This is a genomic window from Escherichia sp. WS33, from assembly GCF_046486385.1.
Lineage (GTDB): Bacteria > Pseudomonadota > Gammaproteobacteria > Enterobacterales > Enterobacteriaceae > ECMA0423.
In genome coordinates, this window is record NZ_JBJQLJ010000015.1 from 1 (window position 1) to 24,804 (window position 24,804).

A 24,804-nucleotide genomic window follows, 5' to 3' on the forward strand; every position below is an offset into this window, starting at 1 on the left:
GCCATTCGTGGGACAGTATCCCTGACAGCCTACAAAACGCAATTGAAGAACGCGAGGCATCGTCTTAACGAGGCACCGAGGCGTCGCATTCTTCAGATGGTTCAACCCTTAAGTTAGCGCTTATGGGAGCAATCCCCGCATATCCGGTTGTCAGGTCAGGATGGTAAGGCACCTGCTTTACACTTTCGCCCGCGGTCAGTGATGGCTGCGGGCGATTTCGTTTTAAGAGCAATGATGAGTTTTGCCGACAGAAGTCCGAAACAGGATTCACTGTATAAATAAACAGCTATTTTGTTGAGGAAGGGTAAGATAACGGCGGGTGCCTGAAGCTTTCCGGTTTCAGGTTAACTCTGAGGTCTGGAAAGATGAAGCCCCAGGAGATATTTCTATCAATCCTGGGGCTGCCACTCCGAGCCTCAACAACTCGGATGGTAGTCCCTTCTTCGCATGGAGGCAATATAAACATGCTGACGAAATATGCCCTTGTGGCAGTCATAGTGCTGTGTTTGACGGTACTGGGATTTACGCTTCTGGTCGGAGACTCGCTGTGTGAGTTCACCGTAAAGGAACGTAATATTGAGTTTAAGGCTGTTCTCGCTTACGAACCGAAGAAGTAGCCGTTGTGCGGGGAGCAATCCCCGCATATCCGGTTGTCAGGTCAGAGTGGTAAGGCACCTGCTTTACACTTTCGCCCGCGGTCAGTGATGGCTGCGGGCGAATCGTACCAGATGTTGTCAATTAATCGTGTTGGCACAGAGTTATGACTATTTTTTCTTTTATCTGCCAGTGCACAGCAAACATCTCATTCTCACGATGAATGATGACCTGCTGTTTATTCCAGCTAATTATCTGATAGTCCAGAAAACCTGCATCAGTTTGGATCTCACTTGCCTTAAATGCGCTCTCTTTGGCGGAAAATGCCAGTGTCAGCGCCAGAGAAAAGGCTAAACCGCAGTCTGCGAGTCGCTCGTGTTCTGCTGGTGTAATAATGTTGTCTGTCAATTCGGTCGCTGTTTGCGCAGAAAAAATTTCTTCGATATCAACGCCAATCGGTTGACGGGAAACCACGGCCAATGCCGTAGCCCCGCAGTGGCTAATACTGCCGTATACCTCCGCAGGCCACACCGGTTGGCGTAGCTCGCCGATTGCGGGCACACATTTATAGCCATATTCCCGCAGCGCATAAATTGCAGCGATCCGCCCGGCTAAATGTTCGGCTTTGCGCTTCCGTCCAGCGTGTTGCAGTTGCGCGTAATGCGGCAGCCAGAGTAAATCCTGCTCACAAAAATTCGCCGGATCGAACTCAACAAAATGCAGCGTATGTCCGGCAAAGGGGAGGGAGGTATGCGTAGTTTTCATGTCGACCATATTAGAGACTGATGACAAACGCTAAACTGCCTGATGCGCTACGCTTATCAGGCCTACATGGTCCTGCAATATATTGAATTGGCAAGATTTTTGTAGGCCGGATAAGGCGTTCACGCCGCATCCGGCATGAACGACGCGCACTTTGTCAACAATCTGACGTTAGCATCAGAAGTGAGTGTTTACGCTCATGTACCACGTACGTCCCGGCTCGTTATAGGTATACGCCCCGGCACCCGCGATATAGTTGGCCCCTGCCAGATCGCCCGTGGTCTGGGCATTACCCGCACGCCACAAACGTTTGTCGAACAGGTTGTCCACGCCGCCGGTCAGACTGACATTCTTCGTCACATCCCAGGTCGCGCTCAGACCCACAATGCTGTAAGGACTGATTTCTTTGGTTTCCGGGCCAACCGCTGGCTGACCTTTGTAGTTGTATTTTTTCGGCTGCTGCTTACCGTACCAGGTGAAGGTCGTTTGCATCGACAAATCTTCCCGCGCCTGCCAGCTCAGCGTTGAGTTCAACGTGTACTCCGGGATGATCGACAAACGGTCGCCCGTGGTTTTGTTTTCACTCTTCAGCATATAAGTGATGTTATTGGTCCACATCACCGTTTCGCTAACTGGTACGTTTAACGATCCTTCCAGACCTTCAACCACTGCTTTCGGCACGTTATCCCACTGATAGAGATCGGTGCCGACTGCGTTTTGCCCTACAGCCACATAGCCCGCTTCAATCTTATTGCGATAATCGTTACGGAACCAGGTGACGCCCGCCAGCCAGCCGTCGCGTTTGAACTCCAGACCAATCTCTTTGTTGATGCTGGTTTCTGCTTTCAGGTCATCGTTACCTTGCAGATAGCAGCCGCCCGCGCTGGCATAGCAGCCCTGACCTTTACTGTAGAGAATGTAGTTCGGGTTAGTCTGGTACAGGCTCGGTGCTTTATAAGCACGGGCAATGCCCATTTTGAGCGTGAAGTCATCGCCTAAACCTTGCGATATGTTCAGCGCCGGGCTCCAGTTATTGCCGACAATACTGTGATGATCGAAACGCAGCCCCGGCGTTACGATGGTGCTGTCAGTCAGCTCCATGTTGTTTTCGGCAAACAGCGAGAAAATTTCTGCTTTTGAATACGGGCTACGGTCGGTGGCACTCACACCATCAATAGCGCCGCCGGTGTTCGCCCCGGTCAGCGCCTGGGTATTGGAACTCAAGTCCTTCATCCGTTGCTGATTCCACTCCGTACCCAGCGTCAGCGTCTGGTTAACGAGGAAATCAATCGGCAGGTTAACTTCGCTGTGCAGCATCACGTCATCGAGATCGATATCGACGAAATCCTGTGTCGCTTTTTCGTTAAATTTCCCTTCGGTACCGCCCGCCAGACCTTCCGGAATACGCGAGTTACGGGTGTGTTCATACTGCACCCAGTTGCTGGTGGTCACGCCGTTATCCCAGCCACCGTTCCAGGTCAGCGCGTAGTTCTGGCGATACAGGCGGTTGGTTTCATCGCCATATTTCGAGCGAGTGTAAGCGTCAGAGTTGGTGTTCTGGGTATCGCCCGCATACAGGTTACCCTGGCGGCTGTAACCCGCTTCCAGTTCCAGCGATTGCAATGGTGCGAAGTCCCAGCGCACCACGCCGTTAATATCTTTATTGATCACCCCTTCGCGCCCGGCTGGTAACGTCGTGGCATACGTTCCGGCACGCGCGGACTGATGGCCCTGGTTGATATCCCACGCGTCAGCCTGGGTTTTGTCGAGGTTGCCATACAAGCGGAAGCTGAATTCGTCGCCCAGCGGACCGGTCAGGCTGAAGTTGGTGCGTTTAGTGGCACCTTCCTCTTTATGTTCTGGTGCATTGAAATAAGCGTCCCAGGAGCCGTGCCACTCACCGCTGCCTTTTTTGGTAATGATGTTAACCACGCCGCCCGCCGCGCCGTTGCCATAACGCGCAGCTGCCGGACCACGCAGAACTTCAATACGTTCAATCATTTCAGGTGGCACCCAGGAGGTATCACCACGGGTATCGCGCTCGCCACGCCAGCCCTGACGCACCGAGTTACGGCTGCTTACCGGCTTGCCGTCAATCAAAATCAGCGTGTTTTCCGGACCCATACCGCGAATATCAATCTGTCGGTTATTCCCACGCTGACCACTGGTGGAGTTACCGGTCAGGTTAACGCCTGGCATGGTACGGATGATCTCCGACACATCGCGGGCAACGGGGTTTTTGCGGATTTCATCTGCGGTGATGGTCGAAACGCCAGGCGCCTGTAAGTTCTGCTCGGCGGCGGTAACGACAATGGTATCGTCATGTGAAACAGGAGTATCGGTCGGCTCTTGTGCCTGCGCTACCCCATAAATCCCCAGATTGACCAACAAGGCCAGGGAATGAATCTTCTTGTTCATTGTTTTATTCCTGCATTTTTGCCACGAATTGCAACTGTCGGGCATGGTCGTCCTCAACACGACGCATCCCGCTACCGCGAAAACCTTTGATCCTGAAAGACACGCAGTGCAGTTGGTTAATAAATGTCCGCGCTTCCCACGGCGCGCCATTACGCTATTGCAAATGCAAATAGTTATCAATAATATTATCAATATATTTCTGCAATCAATGAAAAATTGCACAGTAAACATGGGGTTATGGTGTGACGGCGTTAAAAGTAGGAAGTGAGAGCTGGTGGCAGTCGAAACATGGCCCGGAATGGCAGCGTCTGAATGACGAAATGTTTGAGGTCACTTTCTGGTGGCGTGATCCCCAAGGTTCTGAAGAATACTCGACGATAAAGCGCGTATGGATCTACATCACTGGTGTGACCGATCATCATCAGAACAGCCAGCCCCAGTCGATGCAGCGAATTGCAGGTACTGATGTCTGGCAGTGGACGACACAACTCAATGCCAACTGGCGCGGCAGCTACTGCTTTATTCCCACCGAACGCGATGACATTTTTTCTGCACCATCCCCCGATCGCCTCGAATTACGTGAAGGCTGGCGAAAACTATTACCCCAGGCAATAGCCGATCCGCTGAATCCACAAAGCTGGAAAGGCGGGCGAGGGCACGCTGTTTCTGCACTCGAAATGCCGCAAGCGCCTCTGCAACCGGGATGGGATTGTCCGCAAGCGCCAGAAATAGCAGCCAAAGAAATTATCTGGAAAAGTGAACGGTTGAAAAATTCACGTCGTGTATGGATTTTTACCACCGGCGATGCAACAGCAGAAGAACGTCCGCTGGCAGTTTTGCTCGATGGCGAATTTTGGGCGCAAAGTATGCCCGTCTGGCCTGTGCTGACTTCGCTGACCCATCGTCAGCAACTTCCTCCCGCCGTGTATGTGTTGATCGACGCTATCGACACCACGCACCGCGCCCACGAACTGCCGTGTAATGCGGATTTCTGGCTGGCAGTACAGCAAGAGTTATTACCCCTGGTGAAAGCTATTGCCCCTTTTAGCGATCGCGCCGATCGCACCGTGGTCGCCGGGCAGAGTTTTGGTGGGCTGTCCGCGCTGTATGCCGGACTGCACTGGCCTGAACGCTTTGGCTGTGTATTAAGCCAGTCAGGATCGTACTGGTGGCCGCATCGGGGCGGGCAGCAAGAGGGCGTGTTACTTGAAAAGCTTAAAGCTGGTGAAGTTAGCGCCGAAGGTCTGCGCATTGTGCTGGAAGCGGGTATTCGCGAGCCGATGATTATGCGGGCCAATCAGGCGCTGTATGCGCAATTACACCCCATAAAAGAATCCATTTTCTGGCGTCAGGTTGACGGCGGACATGATGCGCTTTGTTGGCGCGGTGGCTTGATGCAGGGGCTAATCGACCTCTGGCAACCACTTTTCCATGACAGGAGTTGAATATGGCATTCAGTAATCCCTTCGATGATCCACAGGGAGCGTTTTACATTTTGCGCAATGCGCAGGGGCAATTCAGTCTGTGGCCGCAACAATGCGCCTTACCGGCAGGCTGGGACATTGTGTGTCAGCCGCAGTCACAGGCGTCCTGCCAGCAGTGGCTGGAAGTCCACTGGCGTACTCTGACACCGGCCAATTTCACCCAGTTGCAGGAGGCACAATGAGCCAGCATTTACCTTTGGTCGCCGCACAGCCCGGCATCTGGATGGCAGAAAAACTGTCGGATTTACCCTCCGCCTGGAGCGTGGCGCATTACGTTGAGTTAACTGGAGATGTTGATGCGCCATTACTGGCCCGCGCGGTGGTTGTCGGACTAGCGCAAGCAGATACGTTGCGGATGCGTTTTACGGAAGATAACGGCGAAGTCTGGCAGTGGGTCGATGATGCGCTGATATTCGAACTGCCAGAAATTATCGACCTGCGAACCAATATTGATCCGCACGGTACTGCGCAGGTATTAATGCTGGCGGATTTGCAACAAGATTTGCGCGTCGATAGCGGTAAACCACTGGTCTTTCATCAGCTGATACATGTTGCGGATAACCGCTGGTACTGGTATCAGCGTTATCACCATTTGCTGGTCGATGGCTTCAGTTTCCCGGCCATTACTCGCCAGATCGCCAATATTTACTGCACATGGCTGCGTGGCGAACCAACGCCTGCTTCGCCGTTTACGCCTTTCGCTGATGTAGTGGAAGAGTACCAGCAATACCGCGAAAGCGAAGCCTGGCAGCGTGATGCGGCATTCTGGGCAGAACAGCGTCGTCAACTGCCGCCGCCCGCGTCACTTTCTCCGGCACCTTTAGCGGGGCGCAGCGCTTCGGCAGATATTCTGCGCCTGAAACTGGAATTTACCGACGGGGAATTCCGCCAGCTGGCTACGCAACTTTCAGGTGTGCAGCGTACCGATTTAGCCCTTGCGCTGGCAGCCTTGTGGCTGGGGCGATTGTGCAATCGCATGGACTATGCCGCCGGATTTATCTTTATGCGTCGACTGGGCTCGGCGGCGCTGACGGCTAGCGGACCCGTGCTCAACGTTTTACCGTTGGGTATTCACATTGCGGCGCAAGAAACGCTGCCGGAACTGGCAACCCGACTGGCAGCACAACTGAAAAAAATGCGTCGTCATCAACGTTACGATGCCGAACAAATTGTCCGTGACAGCGGGCGAGCGGCAGGAGAGGAACCGCTGTTCGGTCCGGTACTCAATATCAAGGTATTTGATTACCAACTGGATATTCCTGGTGTTCAGACGCAAACCCATACCCTGGCAACCGGTCCGGTTAATGACCTTGAACTGGCCCTGTTCCCGGATGAACACGGTGATTTGAGTATTGAGATCCTCGCCAATAAACAGCGTTACGATGAGCCAACGTTAATCCAGCATGCTGAACGCCTGAAAATGCTGATTGCCCAGTTCGCCGCGGATCCGGCGCTGTTGTGCGGCGATGTCGATATTATGCTGCCAGGTGAGTATGCGCAGCTGGCGCAGATCAACGCCACTCAGGTTGAGATTCCAGAAACCACGCTGAGCGCGCTGGTGGCAGAACAAGCGGCAAAAACACCGGATGCTCCGGCGCTGGCAGATGCGCGTTACCTGTTCAGCTATCGGGAAATGCGCGAGCAGGTGGTGGCGCTGGCGAATCTGCTGCGTGAGCGCGGCGTTAAACCAGGGGACAGCGTGGCGGTGGCACTACCGCGCTCGGTCTTTTTGACCCTGGCACTCCATGCAATAGTTGAAGCTGGCGCGGCCTGGCTACCGCTGGATACCGGCTATCCGGACGATCGCCTGAAAATGATGCTGGAAGATGCGCGTCCGTCGCTGTTAATTACCACCGACGATCAACTGCCGCGCTTTAGCGATGTTCCCAATTTAACAAGCCTTTGCTATAACGCCCCGCTTACCCCCCAGGGCAGTGCGCCGCTGCAACTTTCACAACCGCACCACACGGCTTATATCATCTTTACCTCTGGCTCCACCGGCAGGCCGAAAGGGGTAATGGTCGGGCAGACGGCTATCGTTAACCGCTTGCTTTGGATGCAAAACCATTACCCGCTTACAGGCGAAGATGTCGTTGCCCAAAAAACGCCGTGCAGTTTTGATGTCTCGGTGTGGGAGTTTTTCTGGCCGTTTATTGCCGGGGCGAAACTGGTGATGGCTGAACCGGAAGCGCACCGCGACCCGCTCGCTATGCAGCAATTCTTTGCCGAATATGGCGTAACGACCACGCACTTTGTGCCGTCGATGCTGGCGGCATTTGTTGCCTCGCTGACGCCGCAAACCGCTCGCCAGAGTTGCGCGACGTTGAAACAGGTTTTCTGTAGTGGTGAGGCCTTACCGGCTGATTTATGCCGCGAATGGCAACAGTTAACTGGCGCGCCGTTGCATAATCTATATGGCCCGACGGAAGCGGCGGTAGATGTCAGCTGGTATCCGGCTTTTGGCGAGGAACTGGCACAGGTGCGCGGCAGCAGTGTGCCGATTGGTTATCCGGTATGGAATACGGGTCTGCGTATTCTTGATGCGATGATGCATCCGGTGCCGCCGGGTGTGGCGGGTGATCTCTATCTCACCGGCATCCAACTGGCGCAGGGGTATCTTGGACGACCCGATCTGACCGCCAGCCGTTTTATTGCCGATCCTTTTGCCCCAGGTGAACGGATGTATCGTACCGGAGACGTCGCCCGCTGGCTGGATAACGGCGCGGTGGAGTACCTCGGGCGCAGTGACGATCAGCTAAAAATTCGCGGGCAGCGTATCGAACTGGGCGAAATCGATCGCGTGATGCAGGCGCTGCCGGATGTCGAACAGGCAGTTACCCACGCCTGTGTGATTAACCAGGCGGCAGCCACCGGTGGTGATGCGCGTCAGTTGGTGGGCTATCTGGTGTCGCAATCGGGACTGCCGTTGGATACCAGCGCATTACAGGCACAGCTTCGCGAAACATTGCCGCCGCATATGGTGCCGGTCGTTCTGCTGCAACTTCCGCAGTTGCCGCTTAGCGCCAACGGCAAGCTGGATCGCAAAGCCTTACCGTTGCCTGAACTGAAGACACAAGCGTCGGGACGTGCACCGAAAGCGGGCAGTGAAACGATTATCGCCGCGGCATTCGCGTCGTTGCTGGGTTGTGACGTGCAGGATGCCGATGCTGATTTCTTTGCGCTGGGCGGTCATTCGCTACTGGCAATGAAACTAGCAGCGCAGTTAAGTCGACAGTTTGCTCGTCAGGTGACGCCGGGGCAGGTGATGGTCGCGTCAACCGTCGCCAAACTGGCAACGATTATTGATGGTGAAGAGGACAGCTCCCGGCGCATGGGATTCGAAACCATTCTGCCGTTGCGTGAAGGTAATGGCCCGACGCTGTTTTGTTTCCATCCGGCGTCCGGTTTTGCCTGGCAGTTTAGCGTGCTCTCGCGTTATCTCGATCCACAATGGTCGATTATTGGCATTCAGTCGCCGCGCCCTCATGGACCCATGCAGACAGCGACAAACCTGGATGAAGTCTGCGAAGCGCATCTGGCAACGTTACTTGAGCAACAACCGCACGGCCCTTATTACCTGCTGGGGTATTCCCTTGGCGGTACGCTGGCGCAGGGTATTGCGGCGCGACTGCGTGCCCGTGGCGAACAGGTGGCATTTCTTGGCTTGCTGGATACCTGGCCGCCAGAAACGCAAAACTGGCAGGAAAAAGAAGCTAATGGTCTGGACCCGGAAGTGCTGGCGGAGATTAACCGCGAACGCGAGGCCTTCCTGGCAGCACAGCAGGGAAGTACTTCAACGGAGTTGTTTACCACCATTGAAGGCAACTACGCTGATGCTGTGCGCCTGCTGACGACTGCTCATAGCGTACCGTTTGACGGTAAAGCGACGCTGTTTGTTGCTGAACGCACACTTCAGGAAGGTATGAGTCCCGAACGCGCCTGGTCGCCGTGGATAGCGGAGCTGGATATCTATCGTCAGGATTGTGCGCATGTGGATATTATCTCTCCAGGGGCGTTTGAAAAAATTGGGCCGATTATTCGCGCAACGCTAAACAGGTAAATTAACATTATCTATTAACCCATAATTACAGGAAATAATTATGGGTTAATCATTTGTTTAATTTATAAGTTTGCTGGTTATTTCTCTTAAATAGAGTGAATGTTGCATTCATTGGAAGGAATTTACAAACTTCAGCTTCGGATAATTCTCACCAACTGGTAAAGTGAGCGCCGTGGAGATTTCCCCCTATTGGACTCATTTTCAGGTTATACCCCATGTCATCACTGAATATTAAACAGGGAAGTGACGCTCATTTTCCCGATTATCCTCTGGCGTCGCCCAGTAATAATGAAATTGATTTACTTAATCTAATCTCAGTTTTATGGCGGGCCAAAAAAACGGTCATGGCGGTCGTTTTTGCGTTTGCCTGCGCAGGCTTGCTGATCTCTTTCATCCTGCCGCAAAAATGGACCAGCGCGGCGGTTGTCACGCCTCCAGAACCTGTTCAGTGGCAAGAGTTGGAGAAAACATTCACTAAGCTTCGTGTGCTGGATCTGGATATCAAAATTGATCGTACAGAAGCATTTAACCTGTTTATCAAGAAGTTTCAGTCGGTTAGCTTGCTGGAAGAGTACCTGCGTTCATCACCTTATGTGATGGACCAATTAAAAGAGGCGAAAATCGATGAACTGGATTTGCATCGCGCTATTGTTGCATTGAGCGAAAAAATGAAAGCGGTTGATGACAATGCCAGTAAGAAAAAAGATGAACCGTCACTGTATACCTCCTGGACGCTAAGTTTTACCGCGCCAACCAGTAAAGAGGCGCAGACCGTTTTGAGCGGGTATATCGATTATATCTCTGCGTTGGTGGTGAAAGAGTCGATAGAAAACGTCCGTAATAAACTGGAGATCAAAACCCAGTTTGAAAAAGAAAAACTGGCTCAGGATCGCATTAAAACGAAAAATCAACTTGATGCAAACATTCAGCGCCTCAATTATTCACTCGACATTGCCAACGCGGCGGGAATTAAAAAGCCCGTATACAGTAATGGTCAGGCCGTTAAAGATGACCCCGATTTCTCTATTTCTCTCGGCGCAGACGGTATTGAACGCAAACTGGAAATTGAAAAAGCGGTCACTGACGTTGCGGAACTGAACGGTGAATTACGTAATCGTCAGTATCTTGTTGAGCAGTTAACAAAAGCAAATATCAACGATGTGAATTTTACGCCGTTTAAATATCAGTTAAGCCCGTCATTGCCAGTGAAAAAAGACGGTCCGGGTAAGGCGATTATTGTGATCCTTTCCGCGCTGATCGGCGGGATGGTGGCTTGTGGTAGCGTGTTATTGCGCTATGCGATGGCATCCAGAAAACAGGATGCCATGATGGCAGACCACTTAGTTTAACTATTTGCGGTTGAAGGTGCCGTTCGTCCGAGCGGCACCACAAGCGGCGTTCCGGCTACCGGATCGTCAATGATCATGCATCGCAGACCATAAATGCGCTCAATCAGTTCAGCAGTGACAATCTCCTTCGGCGCTCCCTGAGCAACAATTTTCCCTTCCCGCAATGCAATCAAATGGCTGGCGTAACGACAGGCCTGATTAAGATCGTGCAGCACCGCCGCCAGGGTATAGCCTTTCTCGCGGTTCAGTTCGCTTAACAGTTCCAGTAGATCAATCTGATGACTGATATCCAGCCAGGTCGTGGGTTCGTCGAGCAGCATAATTGCCGTTTCCTGGGCCAGCACCATCGCGATCCACGCGCGCTGGCGTTGTCCGCCAGAAAGGGTATCCACGCTTTGATCTGCCAGATGAGTTATTCCCGTGGCCTGCATCGCTTTCGTTACCGCTTCTTCATCCTCTTTGCGCCAGCGGGTAAACAGCGGTTGATGCGGATAACGTCCACGCGCCACCAGCTCCTGCACGGTGATATCGCCCGGCGTGGTAGCATTTTGCGCCAACAGACCAATCCGGCGTGCAACTTCTTTACTGGCGTAATGTTGAATGTGCTCGCCATCCAGCCAGACATGCCCGTGAGCAGGCGTCATCAGGCGGCTTAAGGTACGCAGTAACGTGGATTTACCACAGCCATTTGGTCCGATAATTGCCGTGAAGTGACCATCAGGAATTTCTACAGTCAGATTTTCCGCAACGGTATATTTGCCATATCCCAGGGTTAACTGTTCGCCGCGCAAACGGGCTACTGATTCGGTCATTTTTTGCGAGACTCCTGAATTAACAAGACGATAAGGTAAATACCGCCGAGGCTGACGGTAACGACGCCAACCGGAAGTTGATACGGCATAAACAGTTGTTGGGCGCAGAGATCGGCCGCCAGCAGTAACAGCGCTCCGCACAGCGCCGCCTGGGTCAGCCCCCAGCGAGCGGTGCCGCTAATGCGTCGGGCAATGTGCGGCGCGACTAAAGCAATAAAGGAAATCGGCCCGGCAAGCGCCGTTGCCGCAGCGGTAAGCACCACTGCAACCAGCATCATTAACAGACGCGAACGTTCGACGCTGACGCCCAGCGCGCAGGCGGTATCATCGCCCATCTCCAGCAAGCGCATTCGCCGCACCAGCAAGGTGGCGGCAATGAGCATCAATATAATGATGGGTGCGGAAGGCGAGGTTTTTGCCCACGTCAGGCCGTTGAGCGATCCGGCATTCCACAAACCCGCTGTTAGCGCCGTTTCTAAAGACGCTTTCAGCAACAGCCAGGTATTAAAGGCCACCAGCATGGCGCGAACACCGATACCGATAATAATCAACCGAAAGGTGTCGATGCCGTTACGCCAGGCGAGCAGCCAGACCAGAAGCGAAGTGACAATGCCGCCCACCATTGCTGACAGCGCGATAGCCGTCAGGTCCTGACCAAACAGCACCATCGCCACCAGCACGCCGCTCCACGCCCCGGTGTTAAAGCCCATTACGTCAGGGCTGCCGAGCGGGTTACGCATCAGCGACTGAAAAATCGCACCGCTGACGCCCAGTGCCGCGCCAATCAACAGCGCCATCAGCACGCGTGGTAAACGCCATTCGGTGACCACCATCGTCATACTGCGCGGCGCATCGCCCATCAGCGCGGCGAATACCTGCGAGGTTTCCAGCGTGACGGCACCGCTGCGTAATCCCCAGATACCTGCAACCACACAGGCGGAAATAAGCAGCAAACAGGTGATGAGTAATCGGCGAGAGACGTAAATCATGCACCACCTCGCGTTTTACGTCGCACGAGGAAGATCAGCACCGGTGCACCAATAAACGCACTGACCACAGAAACGCGCAACTCGCCGGGCACAATCACCCGCCCGATGATATCGGCAAACAGCAGCAGGGCAGGGGTGGCGAGTAGCGTGACGGGCAGCGACCAGCGATGATCGGCACCCACCAGCCAACGCGCCATATGCGGCATCATCAGGCCAATAAAGGCAATCGGGCCAACTACCGCTGTCGCACTACCACAAAGCACGGTAATCGCCAGCAGACCAATTAACTGTGTGCGCGCCACGCGACTGCCCAGCGCCGTCGCGGTGTCACTGCCGAGGCTCAAACTGTTCAGCGCGCGACTCAGTAATAGCGCAGTTGCTCCGGCGATCAGAACCGGGATCAGCACCACTTTTAAGGTATGTAGATTGCGAATATCCAGCGAACCGGCTTGCCAGAAACGCAGTTGATCGTAGACGTCAGGATTAAGCAGGGCGATGCCGCTGGTCAGTCCTTCCAGCACCGCCGCCAGCGCCACGCCCGCCAGGGTTAAACGCACCGGACTTAACTGCCCGCCGCCCTGACTGCCGGTAAAGGCAACAATCAATGAGGCCACCAGCGCCCCGGCGAAGGCCATCGCCAGTTGTTCCTGCGCGGATGAGTAACCAAACAGCGCCGCACCCAGCACAATGGCAAAGCTGGCTCCGGCATTCACGCCAAGCAAGCCGGGGTCGGCAAGTGGATTTCGGGTGAGGGTTTGCATCAACGCCCCGGCAAGGCCAAGCGCGCCGCCTGCAAGTAAACCGGCAAGGGTGCGCGGCAGTCGCGCGTCGAGCACGATGGTGCAGTCGGCGCTCTGGCAGGTGCCGGAGAGGGCCTCCAGCACTACGGAAGCGGGGAGTGATTTTGCCCCAATGAGCAGGCTTAATGCCGTCGCGATAATCAGTAATAACAGCAATCCGGGCACGGCAATGGCGCGTGTCACGGCAACAGAACCAGACATACGAACTTCCATGATAATGAAATTAATTATCGTTATCGATCTTATTTGGATATGTTAGCATGTGCAGCCTAAGAATAGGTATTTAAAATATTTGATGGCAAGGCATTGTAATGAATAAACAATCCTGGCTGCTTAACCTCAGCCTGTTGAAAACGCACCCGGCGTTTCGCGCAGTATTCCTCGCTCGTTTTATCTCAATTGTGTCTCTGGGTTTGCTCGGCGTCGCGGTGCCGGTGCAGATCCAGATGATGACGCATTCTACCTGGCAGGTGGGGCTTTCGGTGACGCTGACCGGCGGCGCGATGTTTGTTGGCCTGATGGTTGGCGGTGTGCTGGCGGATCGCTATGAGCGCAAAAAAGTGATTTTGCTGGCGCGCGGCACCTGTGGCATTGGCTTCATTGGACTGTGCCTTAATGCACTGCTGCCGGAGCCGTCATTGCTGGCAATCTATTTACTTGGTTTATGGGATGGTTTTTTCGCATCGCTTGGCGTTACGGCGCTATTGGCGGCGACACCAGCACTGGTAGGGCGTGAAAACTTAATGCAGGCCGGGGCGATCACCATGTTGACCGTGCGTCTGGGGTCGGTGATTTCGCCCATGATTGGCGGTTTATTGCTAGCGACCGGTGGCGTAGCCTGGAACTACGGGCTGGCGGCGGCGGGCACGTTTATTACCTTGCTACCGTTGTTAAGCCTTCCGGCGTTGCCACCGCCACCGCAGCCGCGTGAGCATCCGTTGAAATCATTACTGGCAGGATTTCGTTTTCTGCTTGCCAGCCCGCTGGTGGGCGGGATTGCGCTGCTGGGTGGTTTATTGACGATGGCGAGCGCGGTGCGGGTACTGTATCCGGCGCTGGCTGACAACTGGCAGATGTCAGCGGCACAGATTGGTTTTCTCTACGCGGCGATCCCGCTCGGCGCGGCTATTGGTGCGTTAACCAGCGGGAAGCTGGCACATAGTGCGCGACCAGGGTTATTGATGCTGCTCTCCACGCTGGGATCGTTCCTCGCCATTGGTCTGTTTGGCCTGATGCCGATGTGGATTTTAGGCGTGGTTTGTCTGGCGCTGTTCGGCTGGCTGAGCGCGGTTAGTTCGTTGCTGCAATATACAATGCTGCAAACGCAAACCCCGGAAGCGATGTTAGGGCGGATTAACGGTTTGTGGACGGCGCAGAACGTGACGGGCGATGCCATAGGCGCGGCGCTGCTGGGTGGTTTGGGCGCGATGATGACACCGGTTGCTTCCGCAAGCGCAAGCGGTTTTGGTTTGTTGATTATCGGCGTGTTGTTATTGCTGGTGCTGGTGGAGTTGCGACGTTTTCGCCAGACGCCGCCGCAGGTGACAGCGTCTGACAGTTAATGCTTAAAACAGCGCCTTAAGTCGTTCCAGCACTTGCGTGGCGCTGTAGTAATCCAGACGGAACGTCTCGGTTCCCAGCGCATAAACCTGCTTGTTTTGTACTGCGGGAAGGTGCGCGAGCAGTGGATTGGCATAAATCGCATCGGCATCTTTCTGATCACCGGCGAACAGGAATAGTGACTCGCCATTTAACCCAGCAGCCAGATTTTCCCCACCAAGCTGAATGATGTCATGGCGTTTGCCCTGGCTTTGGCTGGCGTTTAACCCTGCGGGCAACTTCGCCAGCGTAAAGCCGAGTTGTTCCAGCATCTGCCCTTGTGCTGATTCCGGCGTCCAGAGATTGGCACTGTGTGCAGCGGCGGTATAGACAATGGCAGTGACCGGCTGCGGCGGTAATTTGATTTGCTCTTTCGCCGCTGCCAGTTGCTTATCAAACTGTGCAATCCGCTCTGCCGCTTGTTTCTCATGCCCGGTAATTTCGCCAAGCTGCGTTAACAGCGACTGCCAGCTTTTGTCGTCGTAATTGATGATTAATGTCGGGGCGATGGTGGAAAGCTGATCATACAGTGCCAGCGCCGAATCCCCGCCGGTTGCGCTAATTAAAATCAGATCCGGCATTTGCGCGGCAACGGCTTCGGCGCTCGGTTCGCCGATATAGAGCCGTTGCAGTTTGCGTTCTTTCGCCACCTTGCTCCACTGGCGTAAAAAGCCCTGGTCATCCGCGACGCGGTTATTCGGCGTGGTCGCGCCGCTGGCGATCACCGGAGCATCAATCGCCAGCAGTGAGCCGGTCAGGGTGACGCTGGTGGAAACAATACGCTGCGGCTGGCTTTCCAGTGTATGTGTGCCACGGCTGTCAGTAATCTGACGCGGCCAGTCAGCGGCCTGAACTGCGGCTATTCCTGAAAGTAAAAGTCCTGTTAATAGAAGGGCGTTGCGGTAGAGCGGGGCGAGTCTCACAAATCAGCTTCCTGTTATTAATAAGGTTAAGGGCGTAATGACAAATTCGACAAAGCGCACAATCCGTCCCCTCGCCCCTTTGGGGAGAGGGTTAGGGTGAGGGGAACAGCCAGCACTGGTGCGAACATTAACCCTCACCCCAGCCCTCACCCTGGAAGGGAGAGGGGGCAGAACGGCGCAGGACATCACATTGCGCTTATGCGAATCCATCAATAATGCTTCTCATTTTCATTGTAACCACAACCAGATGCAACCCCGAGTTGCAGATTGCGTTACCTCAAGAGTTGACATAGTGCGCGTTTGCTTTTAGGTTAGCGACCGAAAATATAAATGATAATCATTATTAAAGCCTTTATCATTTTGTGGAGGATGATATGGATACGTCACTGGCTGAGGAAGTACAGCAGACCATGGCAACACTTGCGCCCAATCGCTTTTTCTTTATGTCGCCGTACCGCAGTTTTACGACGTCAGGATGTTTCGCCCGCTTCGATGAACCGGCTGTGAACGGGGATTCGCCCGACAGTCCCTTCCAGCAAAAACTCGCCGCGCTGTTTGCCGATGCCAAAGCGCAGGGCATCAAAAATCCGGTGATGGTCGGGGCGATTCCCTTCGATCCACGTCAGCCTTCGTCGCTGTATATTCCCGAATCCTGGCAGTCGTTCTCCCGCCAGGAAAAACAGACCTCAGCCCGCCGTTTTACCCGCAGCCAGTCGCTGAACGTGGTGGAACGCCAGGCAATTCCTGAACAAACCACGTTTGAACAGATGGTTGCCCGCGCCGCCGCACTTACCGCCACGCCGCAGGTCGACAAAGTGGTGTTGTCACGATTGATTGATATCACCACTGACGCCGCCATTGATAGTGGCGTATTGCTGGAACGGTTGATTGCGCAAAACCCGGTTAGTTACAACTTCCATGTCCCGCTGGCTGATGGTGGCGTCCTGCTGGGGGCCAGCCCGGAACTGCTGCTACGTAAAGACGGCGAGCGTTTTAGCTCCATTCCGTTAGCCGGTTCCGCGCGTCGTCAGCCGGATGAAGTGCTCGATCGCGAAGCGGGTAATCGTCTGCTGGCGTCAGAAAAAGATCGCCATGAACATGAACTGGTGACTCAGGCGATGAAAGAGGTACTGCGCGAACGCAGTAGTGAGTTACACGTTCCCTCCTCTCCACAATTGATTACCACGCCGACGCTGTGGCATCTCGCAACTCCCTTTGAAGGTAAAGCGAATTCGCAAGAAAACGCACTGACTCTGGCCTGTCTGCTGCATCCAACCCCCGCGCTGAGCGGTTTCCCGCATCAGGCCGCGACCCAGGTTATTGCTGAACTGGAGCCATTCGACCGCGAACTGTTTGGCGGCATTGTGGGTTGGTGTGACAGCGAAGGTAACGGCGAATGGGTGGTGACCATCCGCTGCGCGAAGCTGCGGGAAAATCAGGTGCGTCTGTTTGCCGGAGCGGGGATTGTGCCTGCGTCGTCACCGTTGGGTGAGTGGCGCGAAACAGGCGTCAAACTTTCTACCATGTTGAACGTTTTTGGATTGCATTAAGGAGCGAGGATGAGCATTCCATTCACCCGCTGGCCGGAAGAGTTTGCCCGTCGCTATCGGGAAAAAGGCTACTGGCAGGATTTGCCGCTGACCGACATTCTGACTCGCCACGCTGCGAGTGACAGCATCGCGGTTATCGACGGCGAGCGACAGTTGAGTTACCGGGAGCTGAATCAGGCGGCGGATAACCTCGCGTGTAGTTTACGCCGTCAGGGCATTAAACCTGGTGAAACCGCGCTGGTACAACTGGGTAACGTCGCTGAATTGTATATTACCTTTTTCGCGCTGCTGAAACTGGGCGTTGCGCCGGTGCTGGCGCTGTTCAGCCATCAGCGTAGTGAACTGAACGCCTATGCCAGCCAGATTGAACCCGCATTGCTGATTGCCGATCGCCAACATGCGCTGTTTAGCGGGGATGATTTCCTCAATACTTTCGTCACAGAACATTCCTCCATTCGCGTGGTGCAACTGCACAACGACAGCGGTGAGCATAACTTGCAGGATGCGATTAACCATCCGGCTGAGGATTTTACTGCCACGCCATCACCTGCTGATGAAGTGGCCTATTTCCAGCTTTCCGGCGGCACCACCGGCACACCGAAACTGATCCCGCGCACTCATAACGACTACTACTACAGCGTGCGTCGTAGCGTCGAGATTTGTCAGTTCACACAACAGACACGCTACCTGTGCGCGATCCCGGCGGCTCATAACTACGCCATGAGTTCGCCGGGATCGCTGGGCGTCTTTCTTGCCGGAGGAACGGTTGTTCTGGCGGCCGATCCCAGCGCCACGCTTTGCTTCCCATTGATTGAAAAACATCAGGTGAACGTCACCGCGCTGGTGCCACCGGCAGTCAGCCTGTGGTTGCAGGCGCTGACCGAAGGTGAAAGCCGGGCGCAGCTTGCCTCGCTGAAACTGTTACAGGTCGGCGGCGCACGTCTTTCTGCCACCCTTGCGGCGCGTATTCCCGCTGAGATTGGCTGCCAGTTGCAGCAGGTGTTTGGCATGGCGGAAGGGCTGGTGAACTACACCCGTCTTGATGATAGCGCGGAGAAAATTATCCATACCCAGGGTTACCCAATGTGTCCGGACGATGAAGTGTGGGTTGCCGATGCCGAAGGAAATCCACTGCCGCAAGGGGAAGTTGGACGCCTGATGACGCGCGGGCCGTACACCTTCCGCGGTTATTACAAAAGTCCGCAGCACAATGCCAGTGCCTTTGATGCCAACGGTTTTTACTGTTCCGGCGATCTGATCTCTATTGATCCAGAGGGGTACATCACCGTGCAGGGGCGCGAGAAAGATCAGATCAACCGTGGCGGTGAGAAGATCGCTGCCGAAGAGATCGAAAACCTGCTGCTGCGCCACCCGGCGGTGATCTACGCCGCACTGGTGAGCATGGAAGATGAGCTGATGGGCGAAAAAAGCTGCGCTTATCTGGTGGTAAAAGAGCCGCTGCGCGCGGTGCAGGTGCGTCGTTTCCTGCGTGAACAGGGTATTGCCGAATTTAAATTACCGGATCGCGTGGAGTGTGTAGATTCACTTCCGCTGACGGCGGTCGGGAAAGTCGATAAAAAACAATTACGTCAGTGGCTGGCGTCACGCGCATCAGCCTGAAGGAGAGAACACGATGGCTATTCCAAAATTACAGGCTTACGCACTGCCGGAGTCTCACGATATCCCTAAGAATAAAGTTGACTGGGCCTTTGAACCGCAACGTGCCGCGTTGTTAATCCATGATATGCAGGACTATTTTGTCAGCTTCTGGGGCGAGAACTGCCCGATGATGGAGCAGGTGATCGCGAATATTGCTGCGCTGCGCGACTACTGCAAACAGCACAATATTCCGGTTTATTACACCGCCCAGCCGAAAGAGCAGAGCGATGAAGATCGGGCGCTGTTGAATGATATGTGGGGGCCGGGCCTGACCCGTTCGCCGGAACAGCAAAAGGTGGTGGATCGCCTGACGCCAGATGCCGACGACACGGTGCTGGTGAAGTGGCGCTACAGCGCGTTTCATCGTTCTCCGCTGGAGCAAATGCTCAAAGAGAGTGGACGTAACCAGCTGATTATTACCGGGGTATATGCCCACATTGGCTGTATGACCACCGCAACCGACGCATTTATGCGCGATATTAAACCGTTTATGGTGGCGGATGCGCTGGCCGATTTCAGCCGTGACGAGCATTTGATGTCGCTGAAATATGTGGCCGGGCGGTCTGGCCGGGTGGTGATGACTGAAGAATTACTGCCAGCACCTGTCCCCGCCAGCAAAGCGGCGCTGCGTGAGGTTATCCTGCCGTTGCTGGACGAGTCCGATGAACCGTTCGATGACGACAACCTGATCGACTACGGTCTGGATTCGGTGCGCATGATGGCGCTGGCGGCGCGCTGGCGCAAAGTGCATGGTGATATCGACTTTGTCATGCTGGCGAAAAACCCGACCATCGACGCCTGGTGGAAGCTACTCTCCCGCGAGGTGAAATAATGGATTTCAGCGGTAAAAATGTCTGGGTAACCGGCGCAGGTAAAGGTATCGGCTACGCCACGGCGCTGGCGTTTGTTGAGGCGGGAGCGAAAGTTACCGGTTTTGATCAAGCGTTCGCTCAGGAGCAATATCCCTTTGCGACCGAAGTGATGGATGTTGCCGATGCTGCGCAGGTCGCGCAGGTATGTCAGCGACTGTTAGCTGAAACGGAGCGACTGGACGTGCTGGTCAATGCGGCGGGAATTTTGCGCATGGGCGCGACCGATCAGCTCAGTAAAGAGGACTGGCAGCAGACTTTTGCGGTTAACGTCGGCGGTGCGTTTAACCTGTTCCAGCAAACCATGAACCAGTTTCGCCGTCAGCGGGGCGGGGCGATTGTCACTGTGGCGTCCGACGCCGCGCACACGCCGCGTATTGGCATGAGTGCTTATGGCGCATCGAAAGCGGCGCTGAAAAGCCTGGCGTTGAGCGTCGGGCTGGAACTGGCGGGTAGCGGCGTGCGCTGTAATGTGGTTTCGCCTGGCTCCACCGACACCGATATGCAACGCACGCTGTGGGTGAGCGATGACGCCGAAGAACAGCGTATTCGCGGCTTTGGCGAGCAGTTTAAACTCGGCATTCCGCTGGGGAAAATCGCCCGTCCACAAGAGATCGCCAACACGATTTTGTTCCTCGCCTCTGACCTCGCCAGCCATATCACCCTACAGGATATTGTGGTCGATGGCGGCTCAACGCTGGGGGCATAAGCATGATCTGGAAACGCCATTTAACGCTCGACGAACTGAACGCCACCAGCGATAACACAATGGTGGCGCATCTGGGAATTGTGTATACCCGTCTGGGAGATGATGTGCTGGAAGCCGAAATGCCGGTTGATACCCGTACTCATCAGCCGTTTGGCCTGCTGCATGGCGGCGCGTCAGCGGCGCTGGCTGAAACGCTGGGATCGATGGCCGGATTTATGATGACCCGTGACGGGCAGTGTGTGGTGGGTACGGAACTTAACGCCACCCATCATCGCCCGGTGTCTGAAGGCAAGGTACGCGGCGTCTGCCAGCCGCTGCATCTTGGGCGGCAAAATCAGAGCTGGGAAATCGTCGTTTTCGATGAACAGGGGCGGCGTTGCTGCACTTGTCGGCTGGGTACGGCAGTTTTGGGATGAGCCCGACAGAATTAAATGAGATTGCAGGAAAACTCGGTTAACGGAGTGATCGAGTTAACATTGTTAAGTTAAATATTGGTTTCAACTCCGATTTACATGGTTACCGTGTTGTTAAATCGTACAAAGATGTTATAGAAACAAAATGTAACATATCTATGGACACGCACACGGATAACAACTATGAACAAATCAGGGAAATACCTCGTCTGGACAGTGCTCTCTGTAATGGGAGCATTTGCTCTGGGATACATTGCTTTAAATCGTGGGGAACAGATCAACGCGCTGTGGATTGTGGTGGCGTCGGTCTGTATCTATCTGATCGCTTACCGTTTTTATGGGCTGTATATCGCCAAAAATGTGCTGGCGGTTGACCCGACGCGTATGACGCCAGCGGTGCGCCATAACGACGGGCTGGACTATGTGCCGACGGACAAGAAAGTGCTGTTTGGTCACCATTTTGCGGCCATTGCCGGAGCAGGTCCGTTGGTTGGGCCGGTACTGGCGGCGCAAATGGGTTACCTGCCAGGGATGATCTGGCTGCTCGCCGGGGTGGTTCTCGCCGGTGCGGTGCAGGATTTCATGGTGCTGTTTGTTTCTACGCGCCGTGACGGTCGATCGCTGGGTGAGCTGGTCAAAGAAGAGATGGGGCCAACCGCCGGGGTGATAGCGCTGGTGGCCTGCTTTATGATCATGGTCATTATCCTTGCAGTACTGGCGATGATCGTGGTGAAAGCCCTGACTCATAGCCCGTGGGGAACGTATACCGTTGCGTTCACCATTCCGCTGGCGCTGTTTATGGGGATCTACCTGCGCTATCTGCGTCCGGGGCGTATTGGTGAAGTGTCGGTCATCGGTCTGGTATTCCTGATTTTCGCCATTATCTCTGGCGGCTGGGTGGCAGAAAGTCCGACCTGGGCACCGTACTTTGACTTTACCGGCGTGCAGCTGACCTGGATGCTGGTGGGTTACGGTTTTGTGGCGGCGGTGCTGCCGGTGTGGTTGCTGCTGGCCCCGCGTGACTACCTCTCTACCTTCCTGAAAATCGGGACGATCGTCGGTCTGGCGGTAGGCATTTTGATTATGCGCCCGACGCTGACCATGCCTGCGCTGACCAAATTTGTCGATGGCACTGGCCCGGTATGGACCGGTAACCTGTTCCCGTTCCTGTTTATCACCATCGCCTGTGGCGCGGTGTCTGGCTTCCATGCGCTGATCTCTTCCGGCACCACGCCGAAGATGCTGGCGAACGAAGGGCAGGCTTGTTTTATCGGCTACGGTGGAATGTTGATGGAATCCTTCGTGGCGATTATGGCGCTGGTTTCCGCCTGTATCATCGATCCGGGCGTTTACTTTGCCATGAACAGCCCAATGGCGGTGCTGGCTCCGGCAGGGACGGCGGATGTGGTCGCTTCTGCCGCGCAGGTGGTGAGTAGCTGGGGCTTTAGCATTACACCAGATACGCTCAACCAGATTGCCAGCGAAGTGGGTGAACAGTCGATCATTTCCCGTGCGGGCGGTGCGCCGACGTTGGCGGTGGGGATGGCTTACATCCTGCACGGTGCGCTGGGTGGTATGATGGATGTGGCGTTCTGGTATCACTTCGCCATTCTGTTTGAAGCTCTGTTTATTCTGACGGCGGTAGATGCGGGTACGCGTGCTGCGCGCTTTATGTTGCAGGATCTGCTGGGCGTGGTGTCTCCTGGCCTGAAGCGGACCGATTCACTGCCTGCTAACCTGCTGGCAACGGCGCTGTGCGTACTGGCGTGGGGCTACTTCCTCCATCAGGGCGTGGTCGATCCGCTGGGCGGTATTAACACTCTGTGGCCGCTGTTTGGTATTGCCAACCAGATGCTGGCAGGGATGGCGCTGATGCTCTGTGCCGTGGTGTTGTTCAAGATGAAACGTCAACGTTACGCCTGGGTGGCGCTGGTACCAACGGCCTGGCTACTGATTTGTACCCTGACCGCAGGCTGGCAGAAAGCGTTTAGCCCGGATGCGAAAGTCGGCTTCCTGGCCATTGCTAACAAGTTCCAGGCAATGATCGACAGCGGCAATATTCCGTCGCAGTATACTGAGTCACAGCTGGCGCAACTGGTGTTCAACAACCGTCTGGATGCCGGGTTAACCATCTTCTTTATGGTGGTCGTGGTGGTTCTGGCACTGTTCTCGATTAAGACGGCACTTGCGGCATTGAAAGAGCCGAAGCCAACGGCGAAAGAAACGCCGTATGAGCCAATGCCGGAAAATGTTGAGGAGATCGTAGCGCAGGCGAAAGGTGCGCACTAAAGTCAGAGTGAGGGGGGATGTTGGCGAATGTTGGCATAGTGCCGAGGGTTCCCCCTCACCCTAACCCTCTCCCCGATGGGGCGAGGGGACTGACCGAGTGCGTTGATAGCATTTGTAGGCCGGATAAAGCGTTCACGCCGCATCCGGCACTCTTTCAGCAACATGGTTAGCGGAGGCCAAGATGTTTGATTCACTGGCAAAAGCCGGAAAATATTTAGGTCAGGCGGCGAAGCTGATGATTGGTATGCCTGATTACGACAACTATGTCGAACATATGCGGGTTAACCATCCCGATCAAACGCCGATGACCTACGAGGAGTTTTTCCGTGAGCGGCAGGACGCGCGCTACGGTGGAAAAGGCGGCGCGCGCTGCTGCTAAATTTGCACGTCAGGCTTTAAACGATTCCACTTTTTCGAACGCTGCACGCAACGTATCTGGTGTCAGCGTGACTGGCAGGTAATGAATGGACTCCACCGGGCGCAAGGTGTGGGCAATCACTTTGTCGATCTCCGCCTGATTATTGATATCCACTTCCAGCTCCGCCAGCGTAGTCGGCAGATGAAAACGCTGATACGCCCCGGTTAATTGCGCCAGCACATCATCCTGACCCAGCAAGGCGCTTTGCACCAGAATTCCGTAAGCGACTTTGGTGCCGTGGAGAAATTTCTCGGTTTGCGGCAGGACAGTCAGACCGTTATGCACGGCATGGGCCGCAGCCACACGCGTAAAACGATCGCCCAGACCACCGACCATTCCACCCCCGGCGATAATCGCATCCACCACATCGCAAAATGATTGCGTTAACTGCTGATTTTGCTGATCGGCAAGTGCCTGTTCGCTACTGTTTAACAAGACGTCGCGAATGGCCTGCGCATTATTGATCCCCAGCCGCACGGTTAGCGGCAACGTTTCTGGTTGCGGAGCCAGCACCACCGCTTCATACCATTTCGCCAGCGTGTCACCGATCCCCGCCAGCAGATATTGTTGCGGTGCATTGAGGATAATCTCCGGTTCCACCAGCACCATAAAATTGGCGTCGTCGAAAATCTCATAATGCAGCGCCTGTCCGGCATCGTTATACCAGACGGAGAGCGGTGTCCAGGCTGCGCAGGTGGCGGCGATCGTCGGAGCGGCAACAAATGGCAGACCGAGACGGCGGGCGAGGGCTTTCGCGGTGTCGAGCAGTGCGCCGCCGCCGACGCCAATCACCACGCTGCGATCGTCACCGGACTCAGCCGCCAGTTGCTGTACATCGCTTTCGCTGCAATGACCACGAAACAAAATATGCTTTGCCCCTGGAAGTCCAAACGCTGGCGGAAGTTTGGTTTGCGCCGCAGCAATGGCGCGTTTGCCGTAGATCCACACCGCGCGAGAAAGTTGTTCATCAGTGAAAAAATCGTTCAGGTGATTGAAACTTCCTGGATGTGAAAAGTAGTTAGCCGGGCCGACGACCACGCGGATAGGATTGTGAGGCATGTTGTGTTGTCCTTATTGTTTTATTTAGACATCTAAACGTCTTGATTG

General features: G+C 54.7%; 20 protein-coding genes. 13 read left to right on the forward strand and 7 right to left on the reverse strand.

Annotated elements, in window-relative coordinates:
- Positions 1-464: 464 nt before the first annotated feature.
- The gene (hokE, locus tag ACJHXA_RS13520) at positions 465-617 is read left to right on the forward strand and encodes a type I toxin-antitoxin system toxin HokE (RefSeq protein WP_000956465.1); all 153 of its coding nucleotides are present in this window, start codon (positions 465-467) and stop codon (positions 615-617) included.
- 121 nt (positions 618-738) lie between these two features.
- Here the strand turns inward: hokE and entD are convergent, their stop codons facing one another.
- Together entD and fepA are read right to left on the reverse strand one after the other, a co-directional pair.
- Entirely contained in the window at positions 739-1,359 is a 621-nt protein-coding gene (gene entD, locus ACJHXA_RS13525) for an enterobactin synthase subunit EntD (RefSeq protein WP_001298903.1), read from the reverse strand.
- Between the two features lie 174 nt (positions 1,360-1,533).
- The gene (gene fepA, locus ACJHXA_RS13530) at positions 1,534-3,774 is read right to left on the reverse strand and encodes a siderophore enterobactin receptor FepA (protein ID WP_001034879.1); all 2,241 of its coding nucleotides are present in this window, start codon (positions 3,772-3,774) and stop codon (positions 1,534-1,536) included.
- 242 nt (positions 3,775-4,016) lie between these two features.
- Here fepA and fes point away from each other — a divergent pair, with 242 nt between their 5' ends.
- From fes to wzz(fepE), 4 genes are all read left to right on the forward strand, one after another.
- Entirely contained in the window at positions 4,017-5,219 is a 1,203-nt protein-coding gene (gene fes, locus ACJHXA_RS13535) for an enterochelin esterase (protein ID WP_000125810.1), read from the forward strand.
- A 2-nt stretch (positions 5,220-5,221) separates the two neighbouring features.
- Positions 5,222-5,440 carry an enterobactin biosynthesis protein YbdZ gene (ybdZ, locus tag ACJHXA_RS13540; protein ID WP_000885781.1) on the forward strand — a complete coding sequence of 73 codons (219 nt, stop codon included), beginning with the start codon at positions 5,222-5,224 and terminating at the stop codon, positions 5,438-5,440.
- Positions 5,437-9,318: an enterobactin non-ribosomal peptide synthetase EntF gene (gene entF, locus ACJHXA_RS13545; RefSeq protein WP_000077727.1), complete on the forward strand. Its 3,882-nt coding sequence runs from the start codon at positions 5,437-5,439 to the stop codon at positions 9,316-9,318. The genes ybdZ and entF overlap by 4 nt, the downstream gene beginning before the upstream one ends.
- Positions 9,319-9,533: 215 nt before the next feature.
- Positions 9,534-10,667: an LPS O-antigen length regulator Wzz(fepE) gene (wzz(fepE), locus tag ACJHXA_RS13550; RefSeq protein WP_000096702.1), complete on the forward strand. Its 1,134-nt coding sequence runs from the start codon at positions 9,534-9,536 to the stop codon at positions 10,665-10,667.
- On the opposite strand, the gene fepC is transcribed toward wzz(fepE), so the two are convergent.
- From fepC to fepD, 3 genes are read right to left on the reverse strand one after another with little or no spacing between them, the layout of a single operon-like run.
- Entirely contained in the window at positions 10,664-11,479 is an 816-nt protein-coding gene (gene fepC / locus ACJHXA_RS13555; protein ID WP_000140647.1) for an iron-enterobactin ABC transporter ATP-binding protein, read from the reverse strand. The genes wzz(fepE) and fepC overlap by 4 nt on opposite strands.
- Positions 11,476-12,468, reverse strand: a complete 993-nt coding sequence (fepG, locus tag ACJHXA_RS13560; protein ID WP_000640977.1) for an iron-enterobactin ABC transporter permease — start codon at positions 12,466-12,468, stop codon at positions 11,476-11,478. Before fepG ends, fepC begins: the two co-directional genes overlap by 4 nt.
- Positions 12,465-13,469: a Fe(3+)-siderophore ABC transporter permease gene (gene fepD / locus ACJHXA_RS13565; RefSeq protein WP_001295314.1), complete on the reverse strand. Its 1,005-nt coding sequence runs from the start codon at positions 13,467-13,469 to the stop codon at positions 12,465-12,467. The genes fepG and fepD overlap by 4 nt, the downstream gene beginning before the upstream one ends.
- A gap of 110 nt (positions 13,470-13,579) precedes the next feature.
- Here fepD and entS point away from each other — a divergent pair, with 110 nt between their 5' ends.
- Entirely contained in the window at positions 13,580-14,830 is a 1,251-nt protein-coding gene (gene entS, locus ACJHXA_RS13570; protein WP_001041789.1) for an enterobactin transporter EntS, read from the forward strand.
- 3 nt (positions 14,831-14,833) lie between these two features.
- On the opposite strand, the gene fepB is transcribed toward entS, so the two are convergent.
- Positions 14,834-15,790, reverse strand: coding sequence for a Fe2+-enterobactin ABC transporter substrate-binding protein (gene fepB / locus ACJHXA_RS13575; RefSeq protein WP_001234314.1), 957 nt, complete (start codon positions 15,788-15,790; stop codon positions 14,834-14,836).
- A 374-nt stretch (positions 15,791-16,164) separates the two neighbouring features.
- On the opposite strand from fepB, the gene entC reads away from it, so the two are divergent.
- The 7 genes from entC to ACJHXA_RS13610 all read left to right on the forward strand — a co-directional run bounded on the left by entC (position 16,165) and on the right by ACJHXA_RS13610 (position 23,658).
- On the forward strand, positions 16,165-17,340 hold the full coding sequence (entC, locus tag ACJHXA_RS13580; RefSeq protein WP_001295313.1) for an isochorismate synthase EntC: 1,176 nt from the start codon (positions 16,165-16,167) through the stop codon (positions 17,338-17,340).
- A gap of 9 nt (positions 17,341-17,349) precedes the next feature.
- Positions 17,350-18,960: a (2,3-dihydroxybenzoyl)adenylate synthase EntE gene (entE, locus tag ACJHXA_RS13585; RefSeq protein WP_000026805.1), complete on the forward strand. Its 1,611-nt coding sequence runs from the start codon at positions 17,350-17,352 to the stop codon at positions 18,958-18,960.
- Positions 18,961-18,973: 13 nt separating this feature from the next.
- A complete protein-coding gene (gene entB, locus ACJHXA_RS13590; protein ID WP_001007122.1) occupies positions 18,974-19,831 on the forward strand; it encodes an enterobactin biosynthesis bifunctional isochorismatase/aryl carrier protein EntB in 858 nt (285 codons plus the stop codon).
- Positions 19,831-20,577 carry a 2,3-dihydro-2,3-dihydroxybenzoate dehydrogenase EntA gene (gene entA / locus ACJHXA_RS13595; RefSeq protein WP_000347633.1) on the forward strand — a complete coding sequence of 249 codons (747 nt, stop codon included), beginning with the start codon at positions 19,831-19,833 and terminating at the stop codon, positions 20,575-20,577. Before entB ends, entA begins: the two co-directional genes overlap by 1 nt.
- 2 nt (positions 20,578-20,579) lie before the next feature.
- The gene (entH, locus tag ACJHXA_RS13600) at positions 20,580-20,993 is read left to right on the forward strand and encodes a proofreading thioesterase EntH (RefSeq protein WP_000637953.1); all 414 of its coding nucleotides are present in this window, start codon (positions 20,580-20,582) and stop codon (positions 20,991-20,993) included.
- 180 nt (positions 20,994-21,173) lie between these two features.
- Positions 21,174-23,279 carry a pyruvate/proton symporter CstA gene (gene cstA / locus ACJHXA_RS13605; protein WP_001043157.1) on the forward strand — a complete coding sequence of 702 codons (2,106 nt, stop codon included), beginning with the start codon at positions 21,174-21,176 and terminating at the stop codon, positions 23,277-23,279.
- A 181-nt stretch (positions 23,280-23,460) separates the two neighbouring features.
- The gene (locus tag ACJHXA_RS13610) at positions 23,461-23,658 is read left to right on the forward strand and encodes a YbdD/YjiX family protein (protein ID WP_000460431.1); all 198 of its coding nucleotides are present in this window, start codon (positions 23,461-23,463) and stop codon (positions 23,656-23,658) included.
- Between the two features lie 9 nt (positions 23,659-23,667).
- Here ACJHXA_RS13610 and hcxA read toward each other — a convergent pair whose 3' ends face one another.
- Positions 23,668-24,756: a hydroxycarboxylate dehydrogenase HcxA gene (hcxA, locus tag ACJHXA_RS13615; protein ID WP_001120461.1), complete on the reverse strand. Its 1,089-nt coding sequence runs from the start codon at positions 24,754-24,756 to the stop codon at positions 23,668-23,670.
- Positions 24,757-24,804: the final 48 nt, after the last annotated feature.

What these genes read in the sequence shown, in the direction of transcription:
- entS (WP_001041789.1), top strand. Translation starts at nt 13,580, where the DNA reads ATGAATAAACAATCCTGGCTGCTTAACCTCAGCCTGTTGAAAACGCAC.
- fepA (WP_001034879.1), bottom strand. Translation starts at nt 3,774, where the DNA reads ATGAACAAGAAGATTCATTCCCTGGCCTTGTTGGTCAATCTGGGGATT.
- entC (WP_001295313.1), top strand. Translation starts at nt 16,165, where the DNA reads ATGGATACGTCACTGGCTGAGGAAGTACAGCAGACCATGGCAACACTT.
- ybdZ (WP_000885781.1), top strand. Translation starts at nt 5,222, where the DNA reads ATGGCATTCAGTAATCCCTTCGATGATCCACAGGGAGCGTTTTACATT.
- entH (WP_000637953.1), top strand. Translation starts at nt 20,580, where the DNA reads ATGATCTGGAAACGCCATTTAACGCTCGACGAACTGAACGCCACCAGC.
- entB (WP_001007122.1), top strand. Translation starts at nt 18,974, where the DNA reads ATGGCTATTCCAAAATTACAGGCTTACGCACTGCCGGAGTCTCACGAT.
- fepG (WP_000640977.1), bottom strand. Translation starts at nt 12,468, where the DNA reads ATGATTTACGTCTCTCGCCGATTACTCATCACCTGTTTGCTGCTTATT.
- entF (WP_000077727.1), top strand. Translation starts at nt 5,437, where the DNA reads ATGAGCCAGCATTTACCTTTGGTCGCCGCACAGCCCGGCATCTGGATG.
- entA (WP_000347633.1), top strand. Translation starts at nt 19,831, where the DNA reads ATGGATTTCAGCGGTAAAAATGTCTGGGTAACCGGCGCAGGTAAAGGT.
- entE (WP_000026805.1), top strand. Translation starts at nt 17,350, where the DNA reads ATGAGCATTCCATTCACCCGCTGGCCGGAAGAGTTTGCCCGTCGCTAT.
- entD (WP_001298903.1), bottom strand. Translation starts at nt 1,359, where the DNA reads ATGAAAACTACGCATACCTCCCTCCCCTTTGCCGGACATACGCTGCAT.
- cstA (WP_001043157.1), top strand. Translation starts at nt 21,174, where the DNA reads ATGAACAAATCAGGGAAATACCTCGTCTGGACAGTGCTCTCTGTAATG.
- hokE (WP_000956465.1), top strand. Translation starts at nt 465, where the DNA reads ATGCTGACGAAATATGCCCTTGTGGCAGTCATAGTGCTGTGTTTGACG.
- ACJHXA_RS13610 (WP_000460431.1), top strand. Translation starts at nt 23,461, where the DNA reads ATGTTTGATTCACTGGCAAAAGCCGGAAAATATTTAGGTCAGGCGGCG.
- fepC (WP_000140647.1), bottom strand. Translation starts at nt 11,479, where the DNA reads ATGACCGAATCAGTAGCCCGTTTGCGCGGCGAACAGTTAACCCTGGGA.
- fepD (WP_001295314.1), bottom strand. Translation starts at nt 13,469, where the DNA reads ATGTCTGGTTCTGTTGCCGTGACACGCGCCATTGCCGTGCCCGGATTG.
- hcxA (WP_001120461.1), bottom strand. Translation starts at nt 24,756, where the DNA reads ATGCCTCACAATCCTATCCGCGTGGTCGTCGGCCCGGCTAACTACTTT.